14 protein-coding genes are annotated in these 25,986 nt (G+C 53.1%); 5 read left to right on the forward strand and 9 right to left on the reverse strand.

Annotated elements, in window-relative coordinates; genetic code table 11:
- Nucleotides 1-96: 96 nt before the first annotated feature.
- Both LOS79_RS08120 and LOS79_RS08125 read left to right on the forward strand, forming a co-directional pair.
- Nucleotides 97-1,044, forward strand: coding sequence for a hypothetical protein (locus LOS79_RS08120; protein ID WP_315417939.1), 948 nt, complete (start codon nucleotides 97-99; stop codon nucleotides 1,042-1,044).
- The gene (locus tag LOS79_RS08125; protein ID WP_315417942.1) at nucleotides 1,041-7,664 is read left to right on the forward strand and encodes an Ig-like domain-containing protein; all 6,624 of its coding nucleotides are present in this window, start codon (nucleotides 1,041-1,043) and stop codon (nucleotides 7,662-7,664) included. Before LOS79_RS08120 ends, LOS79_RS08125 begins: the two co-directional genes overlap by 4 nt.
- Before the next feature lie 125 nt (nucleotides 7,665-7,789).
- On the opposite strand, the gene LOS79_RS08130 is transcribed toward LOS79_RS08125, so the two are convergent.
- The 4 genes from LOS79_RS08130 to LOS79_RS08145 all read right to left on the reverse strand — a co-directional run bounded on the left by LOS79_RS08130 (nucleotide 7,790) and on the right by LOS79_RS08145 (nucleotide 11,204).
- A complete protein-coding gene (locus tag LOS79_RS08130; RefSeq protein ID WP_315417945.1) occupies nucleotides 7,790-8,662 on the reverse strand; it encodes a methyltransferase domain-containing protein in 873 nt (290 codons plus the stop codon).
- Between the two features lie 188 nt (nucleotides 8,663-8,850).
- Nucleotides 8,851-9,039 carry a hypothetical protein gene (locus LOS79_RS08135; protein WP_315417947.1) on the reverse strand — a complete coding sequence of 63 codons (189 nt, stop codon included), beginning with the start codon at nucleotides 9,037-9,039 and terminating at the stop codon, nucleotides 8,851-8,853.
- Between the two features lie 204 nt (nucleotides 9,040-9,243).
- Nucleotides 9,244-10,185 carry a carbohydrate kinase family protein gene (locus tag LOS79_RS08140; protein ID WP_315417950.1) on the reverse strand — a complete coding sequence of 314 codons (942 nt, stop codon included), beginning with the start codon at nucleotides 10,183-10,185 and terminating at the stop codon, nucleotides 9,244-9,246.
- 152 nt (nucleotides 10,186-10,337) lie between these two features.
- Nucleotides 10,338-11,204: an AraC family transcriptional regulator gene (locus LOS79_RS08145; protein WP_315417953.1), complete on the reverse strand. Its 867-nt coding sequence runs from the start codon at nucleotides 11,202-11,204 to the stop codon at nucleotides 10,338-10,340.
- 172 nt (nucleotides 11,205-11,376) lie between these two features.
- On the opposite strand from LOS79_RS08145, the gene LOS79_RS08150 reads away from it, so the two are divergent.
- Complete coding sequence (locus LOS79_RS08150; protein ID WP_315417956.1) at nucleotides 11,377-12,675, forward strand: alpha-glucosidase/alpha-galactosidase; 1,299 nt, start codon at nucleotides 11,377-11,379, stop codon at nucleotides 12,673-12,675.
- A gap of 407 nt (nucleotides 12,676-13,082) precedes the next feature.
- On the opposite strand, the gene LOS79_RS08155 is transcribed toward LOS79_RS08150, so the two are convergent.
- The 5 genes from LOS79_RS08155 to LOS79_RS08175 form a co-directional block, all read right to left on the reverse strand.
- Nucleotides 13,083-19,469 carry a rhamnogalacturonan lyase family protein gene (locus LOS79_RS08155; RefSeq protein ID WP_315417959.1) on the reverse strand — a complete coding sequence of 2,129 codons (6,387 nt, stop codon included), beginning with the start codon at nucleotides 19,467-19,469 and terminating at the stop codon, nucleotides 13,083-13,085.
- Nucleotides 19,470-19,781: 312 nt separating this feature from the next.
- Entirely contained in the window at nucleotides 19,782-20,066 is a 285-nt protein-coding gene (locus tag LOS79_RS08160) for a metal-sensing transcriptional repressor (protein ID WP_315417962.1), read from the reverse strand.
- A 94-nt stretch (nucleotides 20,067-20,160) separates the two neighbouring features.
- Nucleotides 20,161-22,767, reverse strand: a complete 2,607-nt coding sequence (gene ppsA / locus LOS79_RS08165; RefSeq protein WP_315417965.1) for a phosphoenolpyruvate synthase — start codon at nucleotides 22,765-22,767, stop codon at nucleotides 20,161-20,163.
- A gap of 247 nt (nucleotides 22,768-23,014) precedes the next feature.
- Entirely contained in the window at nucleotides 23,015-23,479 is a 465-nt protein-coding gene (locus LOS79_RS08170; protein ID WP_315417969.1) for a DUF8821 family protein, read from the reverse strand.
- A 22-nt stretch (nucleotides 23,480-23,501) separates the two neighbouring features.
- On the reverse strand, nucleotides 23,502-23,981 hold the full coding sequence (locus tag LOS79_RS08175) for a GyrI-like domain-containing protein (protein ID WP_315417971.1): 480 nt from the start codon (nucleotides 23,979-23,981) through the stop codon (nucleotides 23,502-23,504).
- 97 nt (nucleotides 23,982-24,078) lie between these two features.
- Here LOS79_RS08175 and LOS79_RS08180 point away from each other — a divergent pair, with 97 nt between their 5' ends.
- Together LOS79_RS08180 and LOS79_RS08185 are read left to right on the forward strand one after the other, a co-directional pair.
- Nucleotides 24,079-25,041, forward strand: a complete 963-nt coding sequence (locus LOS79_RS08180; protein ID WP_315417974.1) for a helix-turn-helix transcriptional regulator — start codon at nucleotides 24,079-24,081, stop codon at nucleotides 25,039-25,041.
- 145 nt (nucleotides 25,042-25,186) lie between these two features.
- Nucleotides 25,187-25,972 carry a TrmB family transcriptional regulator gene (locus LOS79_RS08185; RefSeq protein WP_315417976.1) on the forward strand — a complete coding sequence of 262 codons (786 nt, stop codon included), beginning with the start codon at nucleotides 25,187-25,189 and terminating at the stop codon, nucleotides 25,970-25,972.
- Nucleotides 25,973-25,986: the final 14 nt, after the last annotated feature.

Below are 25,986 nucleotides of genomic sequence, written 5' to 3' on the forward strand. Positions count from 1 at the left end.
TTTTTTGGATATCTACGGAATATTACAACCATCCGCCCAAATATACATGTGGAGATATGGAGCAAATTTCTAATCTGCGGAGGGAGAAAAGTATATATGGCGTTTCAGCTCAGGTATAACACGACCATGAACGGAGCAATGACGTTCACGGGCAACACGCTCGGGCTTAACAAAACAACAAACCAGAATAACCAGGGGATCGTTGGCTCGATAGGCGCCTTCTCTACGACCAATAACACACTTCAAGCCGGCAACTTCCCGCTAGGGACAACGCTGAATTACACGTTGAACTCATCTTCGGCTATTCTGAGCCTGCCGGCAGGAGCCAGCGTCCTCTATGCTGAACTGGTCTGGTCGGCCAGCTACAACACCGGAGGCAACAACCTGATCGGCAGCATCGGGAATTCCATCACATTCACTACACCGGCAGGCGTATTCTCAGTTGCTCCAGATCCGGCAACGGCAGTCAACACGGCTCCTGCAGCTCCTGACTATGTCAATTCTGCCAATGTAACGGCCCTTGTCCAGCAGGGTGGAGCAGGCACTTACACTACTGGCAATGTGGTCGGTACCGTCTCAGCTTCTGAGAACAATGCAAACTTTGCCGGGTGGACGCTCGCTGTGGTGTATTCCAGTCCGTATCTGCCCTCCCGCAATATGAGTGTCTTTGTAGGCGCGGAAGTGGTCAACCAGGCCATTGGCTCTTCGTCTGCAACGATCAGCGGATTTGCAACACCTGTCACGGGAGCAGTTAGCGGTCGTCTCATGGTGAGTGCCGGTGAAGGCGATCCGCAGATCGTAGGCGACCAGGTGTTATTCGGTCCGACTGCCGGCTCACTAACCGCCATCTCCGGACCAAACAACCCGATCAACAACTTTTTTTGCTCGCAGATCAATAACGACCAAGGACTGCTCGATACGAACGGTACGTTCGGCAGTCTGAATTCAACTCCAGGCACCGCCAGAATCGGCGCACGCCAAGGGTGGGATATCACGAACGTCAACGTCTCCCCGCAGCTTAGCAACTCTCAGACTCTGCCGTGATTCAGGTAACCTCACAAGGCGATGCGTATGTGGTCAGCAGTCTTGGGCTCCAGGTGGATGTCAATGCTCCGTTATTTGTGTTTAACAAAAGCTCTAATGTATCCTCCGCCCTTGTCGGTGACAATATCCAGTACACCATTACAGCGAGCAATAACGGCACTGCTTCCGCTACGCTTGTTCTGCTGCAGGACAGCTTCCCGGCCTCCGGTGTATTTGTTCCCGGCTCCCTCTCGGTCAACGGAATTAACCAGCCGGCTGCCAATCCGGTCACAGGCCTGAATCTGGGAGTCATAGCTCCAGGGCAGACCGTTACGATAGTGTATTCAGTACAGATTGTATCCCGCCCGGCCGGTTCTACCCAATCCAATGTCGCTAACCTGACCTACAACTTCCAGAGCCTTCCTAACGGTCCTGTCTTCAGCGGTATGGCACGCTCAAACGGCAACAATGTGGCTATAGGCAATAGGCCGCCTACAGTTCCTAACTATGCGCTTACTACAACTGAAGGTGTGGCTGTCTCGGGTCAGGTAGTGGGTGCAGATATCGACGGTGATCCGCTGACCTATTCTCAGAACTCTGTTCCCACGAATGGAACGGCCAGCGTTAATCCGGACGGCACATTCACGTATACCCCCAATCCCGGTTTCGTCGGTATGGATTCCTTCACTGTGCTGGTCAGTGACCAGCAGGGCGGAACAGCTATTTCGACGATTACAATTACTATAGTGAATCAGCCGCCGGTTGCCCAGAGCCTTAATCTGACCACTAATAAAAACGTGCCGGTTCCAGGCCAGGTCATTGCAACCGATCCGGATGGCGACCCGCTTGTGTATGCGCTGAACACTCCGCCGGGGAACGGCAGCGTAGTTGTTAATGTGGATGGCTCTTTCACCTACACGCCTAACCCCGGCTTCGCCGGTACCGATATGTTTACGGTGCTTGTCAGCGATCCGAATGGCGGTACAGCGCTGTCTACGGTAACCATTCAAGTTATTAATTTGCCTCCGGTTACCAGTAATTTGAATCTGACAACACCTGAAAATATTGCCCTTCCCGGCCAGGTGACCGGGACTGATCCGGATGGCGATCCCCTAACCTTCACGCTCGCTTCCCCGCCGGTAAACGGGACGGTAGTAGTTAATCCAAACGGAACGTTCACGTATACACCGGACTTGAACTTCATAGGAACTGACACCTTCACCGTACAGGTAAGTGATCCCAGCGGCGGAGTCGCCATCGCCACAGTCACAGTTCAGGTCATTAACCTTCCACCGGTTACCAGTAATGTTACCGTATCTACCCTGCAGAATACACCTGTTCCCGGGCAGGTCACAGCAACCGATCCTAACGCAGATCCATTAACCTTCTCGCAGAACTCGCTCCCGGCAAACGGAACTGCTGTTGTGAATCCCGACGGCACATTCCTTTATACGCCGAACCTTGGTTTTGTCGGAGTTGATTCCTTCACTGTACTGGTCAGTGACGGCAGAGGCGGAACGGCACTTGCCACCGTAACGGTCAATGTAGCCAATCAGGCACCGGTTGCCCAGAATTTGACGATTACCACGAATGGTAACACCCCTGCTGCCGGCCAGGTCATAGCTACCGATCCGGATGGCAATCCGCTCACCTTCACACTGAACACCAGCCCGGTAAATGGAACGGTCCTGGTGAATCCGGATGGTACATTCGTCTACACGCCTAGCACCGGCTTCACCGGTACAGATTCCTTTACGGTTACGGTCTCTGATGGGCTCGGCGGTACAACAGTGGCCTCTGTAACGGTTAATGTGCTTGATCTGCCGCCGGTGACCAGCGATGTAGCACTCTCCACCCTTCAGAATATCCCGGCTTCCGGGCAGGTTACCGCTACCGATCCTAACGCAGATCCGCTCGTCTTCTCTTTGCTGACTCCGCCAGTGAACGGAAGTGCAGCAGTGGGCCCGGATGGTTCATTTGTCTACACGCCAAATACGGGCTTTGTGGGTCCGGATTCGTTCTCGGTGCTGGTCAGTGACGGACGGGGCGGAACAGCGGTCTCCACCGTTACGATTAACGTGCTCAATCAGAACCCGGTGGTACAGAATCAATCTCTGGCTACACCGCAGAATACGCCTCTGGCCGGCCAGGTAGTCGCTACGGATCCGGACGGTGATGCGCTGGCCTATGTCCTGCATTCTTCACCAGGGAACGGTACTGCCGTAGTGAACCCGGATGGGTCCTTCACTTATACCCCGAATATCGGATTTGTCGGAACCGATTCCTTCACCGTGCTGGTCACGGACGGGAAAGGCGGCTTAGCCGTTGGTACCGTCGTCGTTAATGTATTTAACCGTCCGCCGGTCGCACAGGATCTTTCGCTGGTCACACCGGTCAATGCACCTGTAGCCGGGCAGATTCCGGCCACAGATCCGGATGGCGATATTCTTACCTACACAGTGTCTGCACCGCCGGCAAACGGTACGGTTGTGCTTAACCCGGACGGCTCCTTTACGTATACGCCGAATTTCAATTTCATCGGAGTAGACACCTTCTCTGTGCTGGTCAGTGACGGCAAGGGCGGTACGGCAACTTCCAATGTTACGGTTGCCATTCCGGTGGCTGCACCGGTCACTTCTGATCTCACTGTCACTACCACTACTAATATTCCTGTAGGCGGCCAGGTCATTGCAACTGATCCGCAGGGGCAAACGCTGACGTATACCCTCTCTGTTCCACCGGCTAATGGTTCAGTTGTTCTTAACCCGGCAACCGGTACCTTCGTCTACACGCCTAATCTCGGTTTTGCCGGCACGGATACCTTCTCCGTACTCGTTACGAATACGAGCGGCGTATTTGTTACTTCAGTAGTTACAGCGAACGTATCAAATACACCGCCTGTTGCCCAGAATCTGACGCTGAACACACTGCAGAATACACCGACAGGCGGACAGATTCCTGCGGTTGACCCGGATGGCAATCCGCTGACGTATACATTATCTGTTCCTCCTGCACTTGGAACTGTGCTGCTGAATCCGGATGGTTCGTTCACCTATACACCTAATGCCGGAGTAGTTGGAACCGATACGTTCAGTGTGCTGGTCAGTGACGGCAGAGGCGGTACCGCTACCTCCGTGGTAACGGTTAATATTATCGATCAGCCGCCAATTACGCAAAATGTACAGCTCAGCACACCGGCCAATACACCGGTGGCCGGCGCAGTAACCGCCATCGACCCTGATGGGGATGCGCTCACCTTTACATTGAATGCTGCCCCTGTCTTCGGTACTGCGGTGGTGAATCCGGACGGTACTTTTACCTTTACCCCGGATGTTAATTATATCGGACCTGATTCGTTCACCGTACTCGTCAGTGACGGCAAAGGCGGAAATGCTGTTTCTACGGTGTTCATTAATGTGTTCAATAACCCGCCCGTAGCTGTCGGAACCAGTGTAACTACACCGGAGAATGTCCCTGTGGCTGGTGCAGTAACGGCAACCGACCCGGAAGGCAATCCGATTACGTTCACGCTGCTGAACCCGCCGGTTAGCGGAACGGTTGTCGTTAATCCGGATGGTACGTTCCTGTATACACCTGACTCAACGTTTGTCGGCCAGGATAACTTCACTGTACTTGCAAGCGACGGGCTGGGCGGTACAGCAATCGCTCCGGTCATCGTAACCGTAACCGACATTCCGCCAATTGCTGCAGACACTTCAATCAGCACGAACATTAACACTCCGGCCTCGGGGCAGATTATTGCGGTTGATCCGGGCGGTGACCCGCTCACATTCAGCCTGCAGTCACCGCCGGTTAATGGTACAGCTGTAGTTAACCCGGACGGCACTTTCACCTATACACCGAATACAGGCTATTCTGGTACCGATGCCTTCACAGTCCTTGTCAATGACAATCAGGGCGGTACCGTTGTTGCAACAGTGCGGGTTAATGTCGTGAATCAGCTGCCGGTAGTTCAGAATGCTACATTGAATACTACTCAGCCTCTGCCGGTCAGCGGAGCTATCATCGCATTTGACCCTGACGGCGATCCGTTGACGTATGCTATCGGTACCCCTCCAGCATCGGGTACAGTAGTGCTGAACCCGGATGGCATCTTCACCTATACGCCTGACCCGGCTTTTGTAGGCACAGATTTCTTCACAGTAGCAGTCAGCGATGGACGCGGCGGCACTACCCTCGCCACCGTTACTGTGAATGTAGCCCCTAATCCTCCGGTCGCCACGGATGTAACATTGACGACAGGCAGCAACACCCCTGTAGCAGGCCAGATTACAGCAGTAGATCCGGACGGGAATCCATTCAGCTTCACCCTGCTGTCACCGCCGGTAAACGGCACTGTAATTGTTAATCCGGACGGTACCTTTACGTATACACCTAATCCGAATTTCATTGGCACGGACAGCTTCACTGTTCTGGTTACTGACAGCACAGGAGCAACCAGCACTGGAACGGTTACCATTAATGTGGTCAATCTGCCGCCAGTCGCCATTGGTACCTCGCTGACTACGAACGAGAATATTCCAGTCAGCGGTGCTGTTACAGCTACCGATCCGGACGGTAATCTGCTGACCTTCACCCTAGGTATGCCACCGGCAAACGGCACTGCGGTGGTTAATCCGGATGGAACATTCACCTACACACCAAATCCGGGCTTCGCGGGTACAGATGTATTCGCTGTTCTCGTCAGTGACGGATTAGGCGGAACCGCAATGGCCAGTGCAATTATAACAGTGTTGAATCTGCCGCCGACCGCACAGGACCTGTCTATTGGCGGTATCCCCAATACTCCGGTTAACGGGCAGGTTATCGCATCTGATCCAAGTGGAGATCCCTTAACGTATACAATCAATTCATTCCCTGTCAACGGAACCGCCGTGCTGAATCCGGATGGTTCATTCACTTATACACCTGCGTTCGGGTTCACGGGAATTGATTCCTTCACAGTTCTGGTGACTGACAGCAACGGGGCAAGCGCCTTATCTACAGTAATGATAACCATCCCGCTGCTCCCGCCAGTGATTACAGATGAGGTGTATGATACCTTCGCTGATGTGCCGGTAGCCGGACAGATTACCGCTGTTGATCCTGAAGGCTCCGCATTAACCTTTACGCTGGCAGGACTGCCGTCAAATGGCGTTGCCGTTGTCAATCCTGACGGGACCTTCACGTATGTTCCGAATATGGGCTTCGTTGGTGTAGACAGCTTCACGGTTACCGCAACAGATATCTATGGTGCATCAGCTACCGGAACAGTCACTATTCAGGTTATTGCTGTACCTCCGGTTGCGCCGGATATTGCACTTACCACGCCTGTCGGCACATCAGTCAGCGGCCAGGCTGCAGCGACCGACCCGGATACGACTGTCTTGCTATATACGCTCTATGTCCCGGGACCGGCCAACGGGGTTGCAGTTGTGAATCAGGATGGAACATTCACGTATACGCCGAACCCTGGCTTTCTCGGCGTAGATACGTTCCCGATCATCGTAACCGATACCTTCGGGCTTAATGACATTGCTGTTGTCACTGTAACTGTCGTTGCTGACGTACCTGTAGCTTCACCAGTTGCTGTCAGTACCTCTGCTGGTCAACCGATTACCGGTGCTGTAATCGCAACTGATCCGGCCGGGCTGGCCTTGACCTATAGTTTGGGGACACCTCCGGCGAACGGAACAGTTGTGGTCAACCCGGACGGCACCTTCACGTATACGCCAAATCCGGGCTTCGCGGGTACAGACAGCTTCACAGTCATTGTAACGAACAGTGCCGGTGTCAGTATTACCGTCACAGTAACGGTTACTGTGACGCCGCTGGGCGGGCCGGTTACGACCAATATCGGAATTGGAACCATACAGAACCAGCCGGTATCCGGGCGGCTGCCTGCAACCAGCCCGGCGGGCCTGCCGTTGATATATTCGGCAGGTTCCCAGCCGGCTAACGGTACGGTTGTTGTGAATCCGGACGGCACCTTCACATATGTGCCTAATCCCGGATTCTTCGGCACCGACAGCTTCATTATTACCGTTACTGACAGCTTGGGACGAAGCGCTCAGGCTACCATCACTGTTATCGTCTATGACCCGCCGAGTCCCGCTCCGATTGTCCTGAATGCCGGACTTAGTACGCCTGAAGGAACGCCAGTTAGCGGTGTTGCGCCAGGCGGAGCCGGTGCCGCATATGCTCTCTTGACGCCTCCAGTTCATGGCGTGCTTGGTTTTGGCGCAAACGGCTCGTTCGTATATACACCGAATGCCGGATTTACAGGTACCGACACCTTCATTCTGCGGATTACCGATGCGCTGGGCAATGTATATCTCTACACTGTCGCCGTTACAGTCATCCCTGTTGCAGGTGCTTTGACCGTCAACTACTCTACAGAGGCGAATGCAGCCTTGACTGGTAACCTGAACAACATCGGTCTGGGCGGCATTACCGGAGCAGAGCTGGTAGCTGCACCGGGCAACGCCAGTCTGTCCCTTAATGCGGACGGCACCTTCACCCTGATTCCGAACACCGATTATGTCGGTCAGAACCAGTTCACGCTGGGGGTCACCGACAAGGACGGCAAGAAATATAAAGTTGTCGGTAAAGTCGATACACTTCCGGAAGGTGAAGAGTAATCTGCTGTAATGATTAGCTGCAAGGCAGGAATGGCAACGCCAGAAGCAACAAAAGCAGGGGCGGTCCCGGAACCGGAAACGGTTCTGGGATCGCCCCTTGCTGCATTCCTCTTGGTCCACCAGCTTTACCTGCCCGCTGCCTGGGTCCGCCGTTTGCCGGAAGACGGCCTGGTTTTGCTCCGCTGAGCCGGTTTACGCCGGGAGGTGCTGAGTCTTTTATTGCGCGTTCTGCTGTTGCCCCTGCTTCTGGCCGGCCGGCTTACCGGCAGTTTGACCGGCTCCAATCTGCCGGCCTGCTCCGCTGTTTCCGCTGCAAGATGATCCAGATAAAAAGGCGGATCCCCTCCTTCATCCATTCCACTCTGCATGCGCTGGGCCTGGATATATGCAGGCTCTTCAAATTTCAGCTTGGCCCGGAAGCCGGACAGCTCACCAGGTGATACCGGCTCTTTGACTACAAGCAAATGATACATAATCTGATAAGCGACATTCAGCTGGGATTGCCGCAGCAGCGCCAGCTCCGCCTGGCTGTAGAAGCCATGATATGCAGGATAATAGAAAAATTCCATCCGCAAGAGGCGGAAATCAACCAGTGGATCGTTAAGCTCCCCCTCATAAGAACGCGCCTGCGGACCGGTCAGCGGGAATTCGTCGGCATACAGTGTATCATCCGGATGGGCAGTCCAATATTTAGGCAGATGCTCGTCGAACTGCTGTTTATATTCGGGATTGACTCTGCTCGCTGTGGCATGGGCATAAGGAGCAACAATGACGACAACCGCGCTGTGACGGCAAACCCGGTAAATTTCCGCCATTACCTGTTGCAGATTATCCACATAGCACAGGCTGTTCGAGGCCATAACAAAGTCCACACTGCTGTCGGCCAGCGGTATCGGCAGATTGAAGTCATGAATCAGGTCGGTTCCCTTGTAGCCCACGCGGTCAATCCCGATGCAGTTGGCATGCTTGCTCCTTCCGCTGCCCAGATCGATTCTCATGCAGCTCCCTACCTTCTTTTTGCTGATTTCCCATTAGTGTATTCCGGGCAGGGTATTTGTGTATGAGCATTCACCCCGGCCCAGCCGGACGGATTCATGAAATTTGCTTCGTGCGGGAATCAACTGCGAACATAACAAAACCCGCGCAACGCGCGGGTTCCAATTACCTCAATCAGCCTGCCTGACAATCAGGTGCGTTTGTTCTCCACCGATTTCATCCGGTTCTGATCGTCAGGCACCCGGTCGACACTGAACTCCTGGCCGGCCTCCACCTCACCGTCGCTGCTGACATTCCGGGCGAAATTGGTGAACTGACGTTTCTGCTCATCCTGTGCATGCTTAAGTTTAAGAAGCTCCTGCGGATCCTGATTTGTCATTATGCACCTCTCATTTATGGAATTATGCATGAATCGCACAAATAAAGTTTTCCATAATAGGGCGGTGCTTATGCAGGGGATGGTTATTTCTTTTGCAGACAAAATCAATCAAACACCTGCCGTAATCGCTCTGTCCTTCACCGTGTCCCTGCGGGTCCGGCATCCGGGGTTAATCCTCCTTTGGAGTAGAACGCCGGATATCAATTACTCAGCAAAAGTATGCTCCTCCATAAAGCTCCGCACTTCCTCAACCGCCGGCGCTTTGCTGGCACCACCGATCCGCAGCGTAGCCATTGCTCCGCAGGCCGAAGCGAAATCCAGGCTCTCCGCCGGCGACAGTCCCTGAAGATGTGCATAGATCAGCCCGGCATTGAAGGAGTCTCCGGCACCCGTTGTATCGATAGGCGTGATGCGGTAGGCCGGGCGTTCCAGCAGCAGCCCGTCTTTGGTCCGGATGAGTGCACCTGCAGATCCCCGCTTGACTGCAACGGTTCCGTTCTCTGCGGGCAACTTCTGCAGAGCTTCGTGCTCATCTCCTACACCGTAGATGGCTGTCAGCTCGTCCCGGCTGGGGATAAACAGTGTGGTGAACGGCAACAGCTCACTGATACTCTCCGGCAGCCACTCTTCACGGATGTCCCAGCCTGTGTCGAAGGAGGTGCTGCAGCCCTGCTGCCGTGCCTTGCCGAACACATCCTTCCAATGCTCCCGCATGCCATCCTGTAAATAATAGGAGCCGAAGTGAATATGATCGGCCTGTTCGTACAGCTCTTCAGGGAGATGCTCCGGCTGCAGCAGCGGAATTGTTCCCAAGTAGGTCAGCAGCGCCCGGTCCTTTTCACCAGACAGTGAGAGCGTGACACCGGTCGCACGGCTAGGGTCAAACACCACTCTGCTTGTATCCACATTCATAGCGGTAAGTGCATCCACACAGAACCGTCCGAGGGCATCATCGCCGACGATACTGACGAACCGCACATCCAGGCCTAAGCCGGCAAGCACTACTGCTGTAATGGCCGAGGAGGAGCCGAGCACAAGATTAAAGCGTTCCAGCAGCTTCTCCTTGTTCCATTCCGGCGTCACATCCCGTCCACCGGCAATCATATCCACATTGAGTTCTCCAAGCACGTATACGGTTTTTGCCATTTACTTAATGCCTCTCTTTCTGGCGCAGCACAGGTATGCAGACCCGCTCTGCTTCGTGATTGTATCAAAGCCCGTTCACCCATTATAGCCCGCGCCGCAGCAGCGTTCCAGCAGAACCATCCACTTGCGGACAAATATAGAGATAGAATGAATTAGTTTCTGAACCCGGAACGGTATTCACTCGGCGGCATCCCGGTAGCTTTGCGGAATTGCTTCGAGAAATAGAGGGCATCATTGAAGCCTACAGAAGAGGCAACCTGCTCAATGGTCAGCGGCCCCTCCAGCAGTTCTCTCGCTTTGTCCATCCGCATTTTGAGCAGGAATTGCTTGGGTGACAGTCCGGTTCTCTGCTTGAAAGCCTTGGATAGATGAACCCGGTGGTATCCGAGCGAGGAGGCCAGATGATCGATGCTGATCTGCTGATGAAATTGCAGCGATATCCAGCGGATCGCCTGATCGATCTGCCGGTCGATGATCTCCGGCATTGCCGCCAGATGTTCAGGCAGCGCATTCAGATTGCCCCGTCCGAACTGATGCAGCAGCAGCCGTACCCAGCCCGAAGCCTCCAGACTTTCCAGCCGCGGGTATGCTGACTGCTGGAAAGAAAGCCGGATCCGCGTATATAGAGTATGGAGTTCAGCGGCGTTACCCTCATGGAGAAAAGGCTGGTTACGGGTAATGCCAACCGCCGCCAGCAGCTCATGAATCCCTGTGCCCTGCAAAGCTACCCAGGCATAATGCCAAGGGGTATCCTGATCCGCCTGATAGCTGAAGAGCGAGCCGGGGAAAATAACGAAGGTATCCCCCGCCCGGCAGCGTGCCGAGAAAGTCCCGCTCTGAAACTGCCCCCCGCCTTCCAGCACGGTATGGATCAGATAATAATCGTGAACAGACGGGCCGATCTTGTGGCCGGGATGCGGCCTCCCCTCTCCGCTGAACAGCACCGAAAGCTCCTGCTCATCCGGAGTAAGATTAATACCGATCATGAAATCATAATGTTCGGGATTCAAATGCAACATTCCTCCATATCTATCTTGTCTTTCTCCATAGTCATGCTTTGCCTTCTAATCTATAGTAATTATAGACGACAACAGCGAAGAAAGCTTCTGCCACAGCGGAATTCGCCAATATTTCATTTATAATCAAGTCGGGCAGAAGCTGGTTCCGCAACTTATAGGAGGCTAAATTCCAATGTCCAAGATTACATTTATCGGTGCCGGAAGTACAGTGTTTGCCAAAAACGTCCTGGGGGATATCATGGCTACCCCTGCTCTGCAAGGATCTGAGCTGGCTCTGTTTGATATCGATCTGCAGCGCCTGAAGGATTCCGAGAATATGCTGAATAATCTGAAGAACAGCGGCGGCAGCACCTGCACCGTTACTGCTTACACCGACCGCAAGGAAGCGCTGCGCGGGGCCAAATATGTAATTAATGCGATTCAGGTCGGCGGTTATGATCCGTGTACCATTACCGATTTTGAAATTCCGAAGAAATACGGTTTGCGCCAGACCATTGCAGACACAGCAGGTATCGGCGGCCTCTTCCGCAACTTGCGTACGATCCCGGTTATGCTAGACTTCGCCGCGGATATCCGTGAAGTGTGCCCGGATGCGCTGTTCCTCAATTACACCAACCCGATGGCAGTACTGACGAATGTAATGAATACTTACGGCGGCGTCAATACTGTGGGATTATGCCACAGCGTGCAGGTGTGTGTTCCCGGCATGTTCGAGCATCTTGGAATGGACCAGACCGGTGTGCAGGCCAAGATTGCCGGCATCAACCACATGGCCTGGCTGCTCGAAGTGACCAAAGACGGCAAGGATCTGTATCCGGAGATCAAGCGCCGTGCTGCAGAGAAGCAGCTGGAGCCGCATGGCGACATGGTCCGCTATGAGATGATGCTGAAATTCGGCTACTATATTACGGAATCCTCCGAGCATAATGCGGAATACCATCCGTATTTTATCAAAAGAAACTATCCTGAGCTGATCGAACGGTTCCAGATTCCGCTGGACGAATATCCGCGACGCTGTGTAGAGCAGATCAGCCGCTGGGAGCAGATGCGCGGGGAGCTGGTGAATAATCAGGAGCTGAAGCATGAGCGTTCCCATGAGTATGCTTCTTACATTCTGGAAGCCATGGAGACCAATATCCCGTACAAGATTGGCGGTAATGTTATGAACACCGGACTGATTACGAATCTGCCAAGAGAAGCCTGTGTTGAGGTCCCTTGTCTTGTGGATGCAAGCGGCGTAACGCCAACCTATGTCGGTGATCTTCCGCCGCAATGTGCTGCGCTTAACCGGACGAATATCAACACCCAGCTGCTGACGATTGAGGCGGCGGTCACCCGCAAGAAGGAGCATATCTATCACGCGGCTATGCTCGATCCGCATACCGCAGCCGAGCTGTCCATGGATGATATCGTAAGCATGTGTGACGAGCTGATTGCAGCACACGGCAGCTGGCTGCCTGAGTATAAATAACGGAAATCTGCTGTAACCGCCGATGCGGATTGCAGTGAATACCTCTGCAACCCGCATCGGCGGTGCCTGGAATTAGTTGGATTTTCTCCACTTATTCTTGAACGGCAACGTCCATTTCAAACAGCAGTTGGATAAATAGCACTTAATTCAAGGCCAATCAGCCTGAATAGAGGAAATGCATCAATTTAAATGACGTTTATCCAACTCATTCCCGCAATCTCTCCAAAACCGCTTAATTAAGATACGTTTCTCCAATTATTTATAACGCCTTAGGATTGGAACCCGAAGTTGGGGTTCCGAATCCTATTCGGGCGGATAATGTTCATTAAATAAGCAGCCCAATCCTCCAAGAGGATGGGCTGCTTGTGTTGCGGATCTTTGCGGGCTTACTAGCTGCCGCTATTCCTCTATCGCACCGTCACAATCATCTTCACAGACTTCGTCTCTCCTGCCGCATTACGCAGCACACCTTCATATTCGTACATACCTGGAGCCTTGCCGGAGATATTCGTTACGGCCGACTGGGCGCCCGGGGTGCGCGCCTGCAGCGCTTGGGTATCTACCAGCTTGCCGTTCTCATAGAGTGCATATTCAGCAGCATTGGTTCCCCACCACAGATTCATGGTGACGTGATAGCTGCCGTCTCCATCCCAGTTATCGTGTGACAGTACCCCTTGACCCGGAGCGGCATCCGTGACGGTTACCATAAGCGGATCACTCTTCGTCACTCCCAGTGCATTAATCAGTTCAGCTGTATAGACATACGTACCGTTACGCTTGCCTGCAATCACAGTCTGTACCGATTGGGCTGACGGAGACTGGTCTGCCAGCGGCACATCCTTGATCAGCTCCCCGTTCTCATACAGCTTGAACCGGGTACCGTTGCTGCCCCACCAGAGATTCATTGTAACTGTATAATCCCCGTCCCTAAGACCGGTGTCATACCCGTTATTATCGGACAATACCGGAGTGCCCGGAGCACTGCTTGCCAGCGGTGTTGCCTGGCTGAGCCATGCTGCCCACTTCAACAGTGCTGCAACTTGTTCCGAAGCAAATATGTTGCTTCTACTGGCTTCGTTGCTGTAGGCTGCGAGCAGCTGGCGTGCTCTCGCCCCATCATGCGACTCTGCTGCTGCTTCCGCTTCCTGAAGCTTAGCAGCAAGCTGCCCGGCAAATGCAGCTGCGCCGGGGTCAGAAGATTCTGCTGCGAAGGCACGCGTCAGCTCAGCAAGGCTTGCGAAGGTAGCCGTAACTCCGAAGCTGAACTCGGCAATGCTCTCCCGGCCGGCAAGGTCAGACACGGATGCAGTGACTTGATTAAGACCGGGCTCCAGCGTATAAGCCGGTGCATTCAGCAGTGCACCTTCTGGCTCGGCCACGCCGGAGGCTGTATCGGAGGCAGTGTAAGCAATCTCTACATGCTCTGCTATAGAGTACTCCGTTTGACCTTGAATAGAGATGACCGGAGGCGCAAGATCGATGCGGACCGCAAGTGTCTTAGCTGCTTCCTTATTGCCCTGCTTATCGACACTCCAGTAAGTAATGCTGTGCGGTCCTTCTTCACTAAGTGTCAGCTGCAGCCCGCTTGCTGCCTCACTTCCGTCAACCTGGTAGTACGTGGCATCCACTCCTGAACCTTCGTCGGCCGCAGTAAACTTCACTTCAACCGCTGAAGTATACCAGCCGTTCCGCTGCTCTCCCTCAACAGCTGCTATGGTATGCGGAGCGGTGGTATCAGATGGCTCTTCTTCAAGGGTAACGAGGGCAGACAGCGGAATATCCAGCTGCTGTACCAGCCGTGCCACCATTTCGGCCACCTTGACCGCACCGTTCATCTGGAGATGTGTATTATCCTCAGCCGCTCCTACCCACATAAAGATCGATTTGGTTCCTTCGGTGCCAAGCTCCTGGAAATATTCCCAGCTGACCTGATTCAGATCAATCAACAGCGTACCTGTTTCCTGTGCCGTTTCTTTCATGGCCTGCACATATTCCGGGAAGCTCTTATTCAAGACCTCTCCTGTAAAATCACGTCTATTAACCGGTGTAACCAGCACCGGAGTTGCGCCTCTTTGCACCGTACCGTTAATGTAATCCTTCAGATACACCTTAAATTGCTCGGGTGTAAGATAACGCTCCGGACGGGACGGCGTGGAATCATTATGCGACCACTGCATGAACAGATAATCTCCCTCATGAATATCCAGCAGAATATCGTTAAGATAACCGCCGACAAGGAAGGTCTTGCTGCTGAGTCCGCTGACCGCCCGGTTATCGATGCTGGTCTGGGTCAGATCGAAGTAACCGCCCAGCGTCTCACCCCAGCCGGTCTGCGGACGATAGCTCTCCGCATAATTGGCCACTGTAGAGTCGCTCGCCAGATAAATGACCGGCTGGCTGCCCGTACCGTTCTCCGGGAGCCGTTCAATCGTCAATGCATTGATCTTCGGTGCGCTGCCCTGGAAGGTAAAATCAAAGATACCGTCAATCAGAGCAATGTCATAGGACACTTCGGTAAACTGGCCTTTGGCTATTGCAGTAACCGGGAACTTTGGCATCTGCTCGACAGTAACGCCCGCATTGGACGTTTCCTGTGCGTCACCCAGGGTCAGCGTTACCCGGTAATTGGCCGGTTGCATTTCCACCAGGAAGGAGGAGCCGTTGATCCGGACGAAATCCCCGGTCAGTGCATTTCCGGTCGCCCTGTTCTCATCCTGGACCAGTGCCGTGTCGGCAAAGCCATAACCGTTTCCTTCGATGTAAGCCTGCTTGGCATCAACTTTGGTATATCCCGGAGCAGCGTCCCCGGAGCCGAAGTCGAATTTGTAGATACGGATATCTCCCGCCGGCTGACTGCGCAGTGAATTCTTGGCTATAGTCAGCATATTGAAGATATGATTGACCTGAGCTTGAGTCGCTTCCTTGCCAATAACGGCTTCTGCTGCAGCTAAAGCTTTATTCAGTACAGCAATGGATGCTTCGGTATAAGCTGACAGATCCAGCGCTTTTACTGCGGCATGGAGTGCGATCAAGGCCTTCTGATCACCGGCTACCGGCGGCAGCATTTTGCCCTCAAGCTTTACATTATCGATTTGCGTAGTCCAGCTAAGTGTGCCGCCGCCGCCTTTTCTAGTACCGAGGAAGCGGATTCCCCTTACATTATTGGCGTAGACACCCGGATTCATTGGAATATCCTTAATCATCTGCGTCACAGAAGGATCAGCAAGGCTCGTTAATGTAAGATCAATGGTCTTCGCAGCAAAGTTAATATTAGCATTTACGTTGACCCACTGGTTCTTCAGAAGTTCCGTCGCAATTCCGCCATCAGGAACTGCTGTAGTGCCGGTTCCGTAATCTGGGGTGTACGGGCCGACAAAATAATGGATTTTGGCAGCAGGACTTGCAGTTTCGGTCTTGGTCAGCAAGGTGAGGATAATATTCTCATTCGCATCCTGCAGCGACAGATGACCTTCAGACGGGGAGGCCCCTACATTGCCGGAATGCCAGTCGAAATTGACATTGACGATATCACCGTTCACAGCATCGAACAGTCTGAATACCTTCGCGCGGTTGCCTGAGCCGGACCCGGTCACGGACAGCGCCTTGTTTCCATTCTGCGTGGTCACGGTTCCCGTCATCTGCCCGGCAATGCCTGTGGCATTAACCATTGAATATTGTGCCGCTGAAGCATCACCTTCAAAATCCTCTTCATAGACCTGAACCTCCGGTTCCGGCTCCGGTTCAGTAAGATCCGGGTCAATAACATACGGCGAAATGCTCAAATTCAGCTCTTTCACTGCTCCAGCAACCAATCCGGCAATGACCTGTGCGCCGTAGCTGCTGAAATGCGTATTATCGCCAACGCCGTTCGGGTATTTCGGATATTCGCCGGGGTTGGCGTACAGGAAGATTTTCTCCGTAGCGCTTAGACCCACCTTATCATAGTAAGCGATGCTTAACTGGCTCAAGTCAATCAGCGGTACATTCAATTCGGTTGCTACCTCTTTGGCAGCTTTCACATATTCCGGGAAGCTTACGTTGAACTCCTGGGTGATGGTATTGAAATCTCTGCGGCCTACCGGAGTAAGCAGCACGGGCGAAGCCCCGCGCGCTCTGGCGCCATCCACATAGCGGGTGAGGTAGGTTTTGTAATCAGCCGGTGAGGCATACCGGTCAGGAATTCCTGCGCTGGCATCATTGTGGCCGAAGGAAATGAAGAAATAATCTCCCGGCTTAATCCGCTGCAGAATGGAATCCAGACGGCCGTCAACCATAAATGACTTGCTGCTTCTGCCGCCGATCGATTCATTCTGGATCACAACACCATTTGCAAAATACTTCCCGAACTGCTGCCCCCAGCCTTCCTGCGGAGCTTGTGCCGCACTATAGGACTGCATGGTGGAGTCACCGGCCATATAGATGGTCGTCGCATCTCCTTTTGTTTTCTCCGGGTACTTAGCAATGGTGATCCCCTGTACATCTATGGCTGAGCCGGAGAAGACAAACTCCAGCTGTCCGTCTACCAGGGCAATATCATAGGAATAGACGAGCGGCTGCCCCGCCTCTATATCCGTCACAGCCAGCTTCTGCACGAATTCCGACTTCACACCTACCTTGGAATTACGGGCTTCGGACCCGAGCCTGAGTGTAACCTTATAATTGGCATCCGGCAGGTCGACAACGAATCTGGCATTCTCCGGCAGCGTGGCGTGATTAGCATCCACCGTGATTCCGGTTGAATCCTCGAAGCCGTATCCCGCTGCCGGAGTGTATAGAGTATCCTGTACTCCGGTGGTTCCAGCAGCTGGTTCCGTACTAAATGCAAAATCATACACCTGTTCCGGCTGTGCCTGTGCTCCGGTCAGTGACAGATTCGCCTTAGGGAATCCGGTTGCTTCTGTCCCGAGATAGAATCCGGTGTGCGGCGGCTGGTTATAACCTACACACTGCCAGGCTACACCGAGACGGTACACCGGGTCCTGCATCAATGTTGGAATTCTATAAGATGTAGGGATAGTCGTTGTATAGAGCCGGTATTCCGAGCTGTCCTCGCTGCGCAGCAGAATCTCCTCGCGCCAATCACCGAGCAGATCTGCCTGCAGGACCGGATTCCCCTTGGTGTGGTTATTGGTTAAGGTTCCCGTTGCCCGGAAAAGCTCCTTCAGCTGCTTGTTCGCATAATCCCACTTGTAAACCAGCGGTATGCCTTGGGCTGTAGTGTTATTCCATTCATGGTCGAACAGCTCGCGCTGCAGGTCCCCGTCCCACCAGATTGCAAAGTTGGCGCTGCGCGGAACCTCAGTCTGTTCATAGATAACCTCGCCGTTCGCTGCATATCCGCGGGATAACGGGTCCATCTGTCCGTCCACAATGGTGGAGGCCCAGGATTCGTAACCCGGGTAATTCGGATCAATATCCGCCGACATTCCGCGTCCGGTATCCTTGCCTGTATACTGGCCCCAGAGAATCTCCCCTGTAGCCGCATCACGCATCTCAAGCCCGTATTCGGCATTCGTGTGCTCATGGACACTTACAATCTGATAGCCGTCCCGGTCAGGATCAAGCTTACCGGCGTGCATCGCATCGCCGTGACCGAGTCCGGTGCTGTACATCAGGGTTCCGTCGTCATCAATAGCGAGTGAGCCGTACATAATTTCATCTTTGCCGTCATTATCGGCATCCAGCACACTCAGATTATGATTGCCCTGTCCTTCATACTGTGAGCCGGCTTCCTTGGTATCAAATACCCAGCGCTGTACCAGCTTGCCACCTACATAGTCAAAAGCTGCCAGCACAGTGCGCGTGTAGTAGCCGCGTGCCATCACCACACTCGGCTTCACACCGTCCAGATAGGCAATTGTTCCGAGGAAACGGTCTACCCGGTTGCCGTAAGCATCACCCCAGGCGCTGACATCACCTCTTGGCGGAACATAGTCGACGGTGGATACGGCTGCGCCGGTCATTCCGTCAAACAGCGTCAGATATTCCGGCCCGCTCAGGATATATCCGCCGTCATTGCGGTAATCCTTAGTGCCGTCACCGATTACCGTGCCCTGGCCGTCCTTCGTGCCGTCCGCTGTTTTGACGACAACCTCAGCTTTGCCGTTGCCGTCCAGATCATACACCATGAGCTGGGTATAGTGTGCTCCGGCACGGATGTTGACGCCCAGGTCGATCCGCCAGAGCTTCGTACCGTCCAGCTCGACAGCATCAATATAGACATTGCCGGTATAACCGGCCTGTGAGTTGTCCTTCGAATTGCTCGGACTCCACAAGAAAACGATTTCATAATCGCCGTCACCATCGAGGTCTCCTACAGAGGCATCTCCGGCATAATACGAGTATGTCCCTCCGTCTTTGGTCCGGCCGTCAGCCGGTTTATCCAGCGGAATAGGCAGATAATTATGATGCAGCACCGCTGCCGTCTCCGGCTGCATCTCTTCCGTGTTGCCCAGAACCGTGGATATCTGGTATTGCGAGCTGTCTGCGCCGGAGCTGTCCACATAGTTAGTAGAGTCGCTGATTGGAGCCGCATTTACTTTGAGTCCGTTTTTATATACATTGAAAGCGATTTCATCCGAATCCGTATTTAAGTACCGCCAGCTCAAATAGACGCCGTTATCCGTCAGAACTGCAACCAGGCCGCGGTTCAGATACTCCGCCTGCCTAGCAGGCAAAGTGCCTGCAGCTGATTGTGCATATCCCGGAGCCGGGGGGACTACAAGCGATATAACCATGAGTAGTGACATGCAGAACGCAAGTACTGATTTCTTGAGGGAAGCTTTTAAACTCATAAACTTAACTCCTCCTGTTCATCTGAAATCCATGGGTACCGGTCAGGCTTGCCAATCACATCCTTTCGCTGCATCAGTTATATATGGTTATTACTCCCAACCAAATATGCACAATCATATCAATAAATGGGACACGATTCTTCGCAAAAAAGAGCATTTTAGACTTAAAATCGACTATTTAACTTTTGAATTATTTTCCCCTGGCCGCTGGCCGGTCATTATGCAGTTACACTACCTGCGCAGCCTCAGCCTCATCTGACACAGCAAAAAGACCCTGCCAATTAAACAGGGTCCTCTCATCACATTATTTCTTTAGCGGATATAGTTGTTAATGGCGGCATTTAGCTCGGCAATGACCTGCGCTTCATTACCATGATGTACGGCGTCCACCACACAGTTCTCCAAATGGTCCTTCAACAGCAGCTTGGCTGCGCCATCCAGCGCTTTCTGTACAGCAGCAATCTGCAGCAGGATATCCGGACACTGGCGCCCGTTGATGGTCATTTCTTTCACAGATCGGATATGTCCCTCGACCTTCGCCAGACGGTTAATTATTTCTTTCCGGTATTTATGCTCGTGGCTATGCTCTTCAGACATGTGTTCCTTACCTCCCCCGGGCGAATCCTTCTTGAATGCACACTTACTTTAATAGTACCGCTGTCTTGGCAGGCTGTCCAATTCTCCCGGTCCATTACAATATTTCGATGTAACCTTCCGTTCCGTGGACGCGGATGCGCTGCCCGTCTTGAATGATGCTGGTAGCCTGCTCCACTCCCACTACCGCCGGTAATCCGTATTCACGCGCTATTACCGCTCCATGTGTCATCAACCCGCCGACCTCGGTGACCAGTCCTTTGATCGAGACGAACAGCGGGGTCCAGCTCGGATCGGTGAAGGCTGTAACCAGGATATCCCCGGCTTCCAGATTCGCTTCTTCAATCCTCCCGATTACCCGGGCCCGCCCCTCAACCACTCCGGCAGAGACAGGCAGACCGGCAAGCGCCCCCTCGGGCAGATCCCCCCGGTGATAGCGGCCGGTAATAATTTCACCATCTGAGGTCATCATCCGCGGCGGAGTCAGCCTGTCGTAGATTTCGTACTCTTCTTTGCGGTTGCTGATGAGCCGGTAATCCAGTGTACCGGTGCTTACGGTCTCGCGGAGCTCCTGGAACGTAAGATAGAATATATCCTCCACGGTTTGAATATGACCCTCCTGCACGAGCAGCTCCGCTTCCTTAAGCAGCGCCTGCTTATACACGAAGTAACGGTTGACGATGCCGTATTTCGGATATTCCCGGTAGCCGCTGAAATTGCGGATCAGGCTAATCTGCTGCCTGGCTGCTGCAGCTTTCTGCTCCCCGTCCGGTAATTGCATTAAGCGGCTTATCAGCTCCTGCTCCTTGTTCATGGCTTCCTCCAGTCCTCGGGCAAATTTCTGCCTGCTGGCTCCCGGGGCTGCGTTCTTAATGTTATTCAGAATCAGCGGGAACAGGATGGACGGCTGCTCGCTCCAGCGGGTGCGGGTAATATCGATTTCCCCGGTGCAGCGCATTCCGTATTTGTCGAGATAAGCTTGGACTGCTTTCAGTGCTTCCACTCCTCCGTCAAGCTCCGCCATCTCTTCTCTCCACTGACCGGCTTGGAATTGCTGCAAATATCCGATCACCTCAGGGTATGGGCGGATCACATCTGCGACATCAAGCAGTGCCAATCCCATCTCTGAGGTAATGTTGTCCGGAACCGACTGGGACAGCGTATCGGCAGCATTCTTTTCCCCAAGCCACTCGTTCATTTGCTCATTAATCCAAGCGGAAGCATTCATGCCAGCCATTATAAGGCTAATGCTCTGCGGGTCGAACAGAAGCTGCTTCAGCTGCTGAACATCCTCCTGGATATAATCCATCAATACTGCTCCAGATTTCGTCCGGATAGTCTGCCGCAGCTCCTCCACTGAAGCTTCATTGCGCCGAATCAGCAGCTTAACGGCCGCTGGATCAGGTGCCGGAGCGGGCTCGCTCCAGGCAGGCGGCGCAGCTTGGCGGCCTGAACGGCTGTTGTGATCCCTGCCAGCAGTAATGGGAATGAATTCCCGCTCAATTATGGTCTGGATTGCGTCCCTGAACAGCGGGTCTGATCCGCCGAGATTGTTCAATAACAGATCACAGCCTTCCGGTGTGGCTAACATCCGGGCAATATCGACGAACAGCCGGCCTCCGGCTTTGGTCATCGGTGCCGGTGTAATCATCAGGTAGAAGGACAAGCCAAGCGGCTTCATGGAATCCGTCATCATCTGCTGATGCCCTACAGATACATATACATGATTGTCCTGATCATTCACCTCTGGGACCGGGTACAAGGTCGTAACCGGCCGGCTCTGGACGATATAGAACTCATCCCCGGCAAGACACCATTCGATATCCTGCGGACTGCCGAAATAAGCTTCTATCTCTCTACCGGTCCGGGCCAGCCGGAGTACCTGCTCTGCGGTAAGGGCAGGCTCCTGCTGCTGTCCGGGAGCGACGGGCCGGATTTCGGTTCCTCCTTCCTTAAGGGCATAGACCGCTGCTTGCTTGCCGCCTATCCTCTGTTCAAGGATATCTTCCCCTTGTACTTTATAGCTGTCAGGAGTAACCAGACCCGAAACCATTGCTTCTCCTAGTCCGAATCCGGCATCTATAGTTAACAGCTTGCGGCTGCAGGTGACAGGATCCGCAGTGAACATAATTCCGGAAGCCTGCGGAATGATCATTTTTTGAATAATAACGGCTAAATGCACCTGGCTGTGGTCAAATCCGTTCTGAATCCGGTAGACAACTGCACGGTCTGTATACAGGGAGGCCCAGCACTTGCGGATATGCTGCAGGACTGCATCCAGGCTGGTGATATTCAAATACGAATCCTGCTGCCCGGCAAAAGAAGCCTGCGGCAGGTCCTCGGCAGTCGCGCTGGAACGTATGGCATAAGCCTGCTGCTCCCCGAAACGGCTGAGGTAGTGTGCAACAGCGTGTACCACTGTGGATGAAATTTCTGCTTCCAGTATGGCCTGGCGGATCCTTCCGCTAATATCAGCGATCTGTGTGCGGTCTTCGGCGTGTATCAGATTCAGTTTTTGGAGTAAGGCGGGGTACTCCCTGCTGGACAGGAGCGCCTGCTTAAATCCCTCGGTCGTAACACAGAAGCCTTCGGGCACATTGATTCCCGGAATTGCTGCGAGCTTCCCCAGATTCAGACCTTTGCCGCCAACAAGGTGGAGCTGTGTGTCATCCATTTCCTGAAAGCTGAGCACCAAAGTATTCATACCCGATCTCTCCCCCGCACTAAAAATTATTTGACAAGATAATCACTGCATGTTATATTAGATATATAAGATGTATTATTTGTGTTAACATTTATATTGAAAAGTTGCAGACTGATTATATCACCGCATTTGTATATATGCAATATGAAAGAACCTGATCTTCCGATCAGGTTCTTTTTTTGAGCATAACAACCGTTCCCCCGGCAAAGCACTGGTTCTTCAGTTCCCGGGAGAATCCGTACTTCCTCTAATACTCGCCTTTAATAACGAAAAATGAACCGCGGATCGTTCCGGCCAGCTTAGACTTCTGTCTGGCAAATTTAAATTTGCTCGCCAGCTCCTGCGGAATCTCCATCCCTTCAGACAGCTTGAAGCCTACGGCACGTTTCTTCGGGTCATCCACCGTATACATAACGTTCAGCGCCAGTCCATCCTCATAGAATACATAAGTAAACTTAATATTCTCCACTTGAAAACCCGATGTTTCGAGCGGCTTGGCAGCAAACGTAATCTCCCGCTCTTTGGTCAGAATGCTGTTCACGTAATCCAGGGCATCCTGGCTCTCGGCAGCAGGTACAACTGTGAATTCATGCTTGTATTTGTTCATGAAATACCGGGCTTCATTCGCACGCAGACCGGCCAGCGCATCTGCTACCGGCGACGATTCTAGCCCCGCAGTAGACACATTTTTAAAATCCACAATATAGGACATTCTGTTCCCTCCGCTGGTCAGATTACTTTCTTATTACAGGAATCCACATTTCGCCAATGATCTGTCCGCCGCGCCGTTCCAGCTCCACTGTAGTATTGGGACCGCCCACATAGGCAAGATGACCGGCTTCCGGCAGAGCCTGTCCGAACGCAACACCGGCAAGGTTGTTAGCCAGCTCTTCAGATGTCGCAGCTGTTCCTTCCACAACGAGATATTCTCCTTTCGGAAACTGAATCAATCTGGCTTCTTCCGGTGCTGCTGCCGATGTCATTACCCCGGCATAGAACATCATTTTGCCGTTCACCGCTTCATTCACTGCAAAGATATAGTTATTAGATGCGATAGACTTCAAATGCTCGAGCCGGCCATCCCGGCTGACATTCTGCCAAAAGTCTGACTTCTCCTTGCTAATTCCCGCATAATCGGTATATGCACTCTTAAGTTCGGTTCCCAGACCAGCAACGATGAAGCTGTCTTTCTCTACCACAGTGTAATTTGCCATTTTCTTATCCCGCCTTCTCTTAGAGTTGTCTTCTTCACTTCATGTGTTTATGATAGCTGTAAATCATGTCAAATATTGATACTGTTTAGGAGCCGCGATGAAAAAAGTTGAACGGATTAACATCATCATGCGTTACATCAACAACCGTGCCCGTTTTACCATCTCAGAACTCATGCAGGAATTCAATATCTCGCGTTCGACTGCTATTCGGGATATCAGGGAGATTGAAGCGCTGGGCATGCCGCTGGTCGCTGAGGTAGGCCGGGACGGCGGTTATTCGGTCATGCGTAATTCGGTGCTGCCTGTCGTCCGCTTTACGGATAATGAGGTTAAGGCGCTTTTTATAGCTTTCATGGCGACCCGGAACAATCAGCTGCCTTACCTTAAGAGCCGCCAGTCGCTGACAGAGAAGCTGCTGGGTCTGATCTCGGAGAATCAGCAGGAGGACCTCTTCCTGCTCAATCAGCTTCTGCTGTTCGAAGGCACCAATCCGGGGAATCCGGATCTGCTTGATCTGTCCGATCTCCCCCATCCCATGCTGGAGAAGCTGATTCAGACCCTGCTGCAGGACAGGTATCTGCTGCTTACCGTTGAGGTTCAGAATGAAGTTAAGTCTGATTCTGTGTACCTCCTGCAGCTGTACCGCGAGAAGAGCCAGTGGCTGATCGAAGGCTTTGACTTATTGGCAGAACAGAAGCAGATTTATCCCGTTGACCAGCTGACGGATGTAAGCCCCCTCCCGATGCGGAAATGGCCCAGCAGGAAGAAGATATTAGAAACGCTTAGCAAACAGGATGCGGGCGCTAACCTAGTCCTGGAGCTTGGCCCGAAGGCCATCGCCCAGTTCAAAAAGTACCACCCGTTCAAAATGCGGCTTTCCTACACCAATCCTTACCAAACTACAGCTGTTCTAAAGAGTTTTATCAATATCAGTCAGCCAGAAGAAGTGAGCGAAATCTTCAATTGGCTGCTGTTTCTGGGCGATGATATCCGGCTGATAACCGTACCGGATGAGGTCCGGGAAAGGCTGCATGCACGGCTGCATTTATTTTATCCATAAAAAGGGTCAGGCTATCCGTATCACTTCCCGGAGGCTGCAGAAACTTATCTGACAAATGTATTGACAGCTTATATTAATCGAAGTAGTATTTTGGAATACGCCTACAAGTACAAAAAAGAAATAATTATTCTAAGGAGGCCGGATAATGATTGAAGCACTGCGGAAACTGGGCTTGTCCGACCTGGAAGCCCGCTGCTATCTGGCGCTGCACGGCCAGCCGCCCTCTTCGGGCTATGAGGTTGCCAAGCAGGTGTCAGTATCACGCTCCAACGTATACGCAGCCTTGCGCAGTCTGGTGGACAAAGGGGTATGCCGCGCTGTAGAAGGCGAACCGATCACCTTCACGAACATTCCGATCGGGCAGGTGATCAAGCTGCTGCAGGCGGATTTCGAGCATACAGCCCGCCTGCTGGAGAGTGAGCTGACCGCTCTTCCGGCGGCACCTCCCTTCTTCAGCAACTGGAAGGGCGGGCAGCAGGTGGAGCTGGCGGTCCGCCGCCTTACTGCGAACGCCAGGGAGGAGATTCTGGTTGACCTGTGGGCGGAAGACCTGCACCGGGTAGAGGAAGCGCTGCTTGCCGCCGAGCGCCGGGGAATCGCTGTCCACCTGATGGTCATCGGTGAAGCCCCAACTGGTCTGAAGAGAGTTATCGTACATAGTGTACCGCAGGGCGGCCCGCCGAAGTCACGGAATTTCTCACTGCTGCTGGACAAAGAGACGGCAATTCTTGGCAGCTTCAGCAGCCACGCACCGCCATCGGCGCTGGAGAGCAATCATCCGGCGGTACTGAATGTACTCGAGACCTCGTATTACCATGATGTTGTGATGATGCGGATTGAGGCAGATTTCGCAAGTGAACTGGAAGAACGGTACGGGAAGGATTACGACCTGATCCGCCGGGAGCATCCCGAGATGCTGCCGAAGAACTGATTCAATGCCTCACA

The sequence above is a fragment of the Paenibacillus sp. MMS20-IR301 genome, from assembly GCF_032302195.1.
Taxonomy (GTDB): domain Bacteria; phylum Bacillota; class Bacilli; order Paenibacillales; family Paenibacillaceae; genus Paenibacillus_AQ.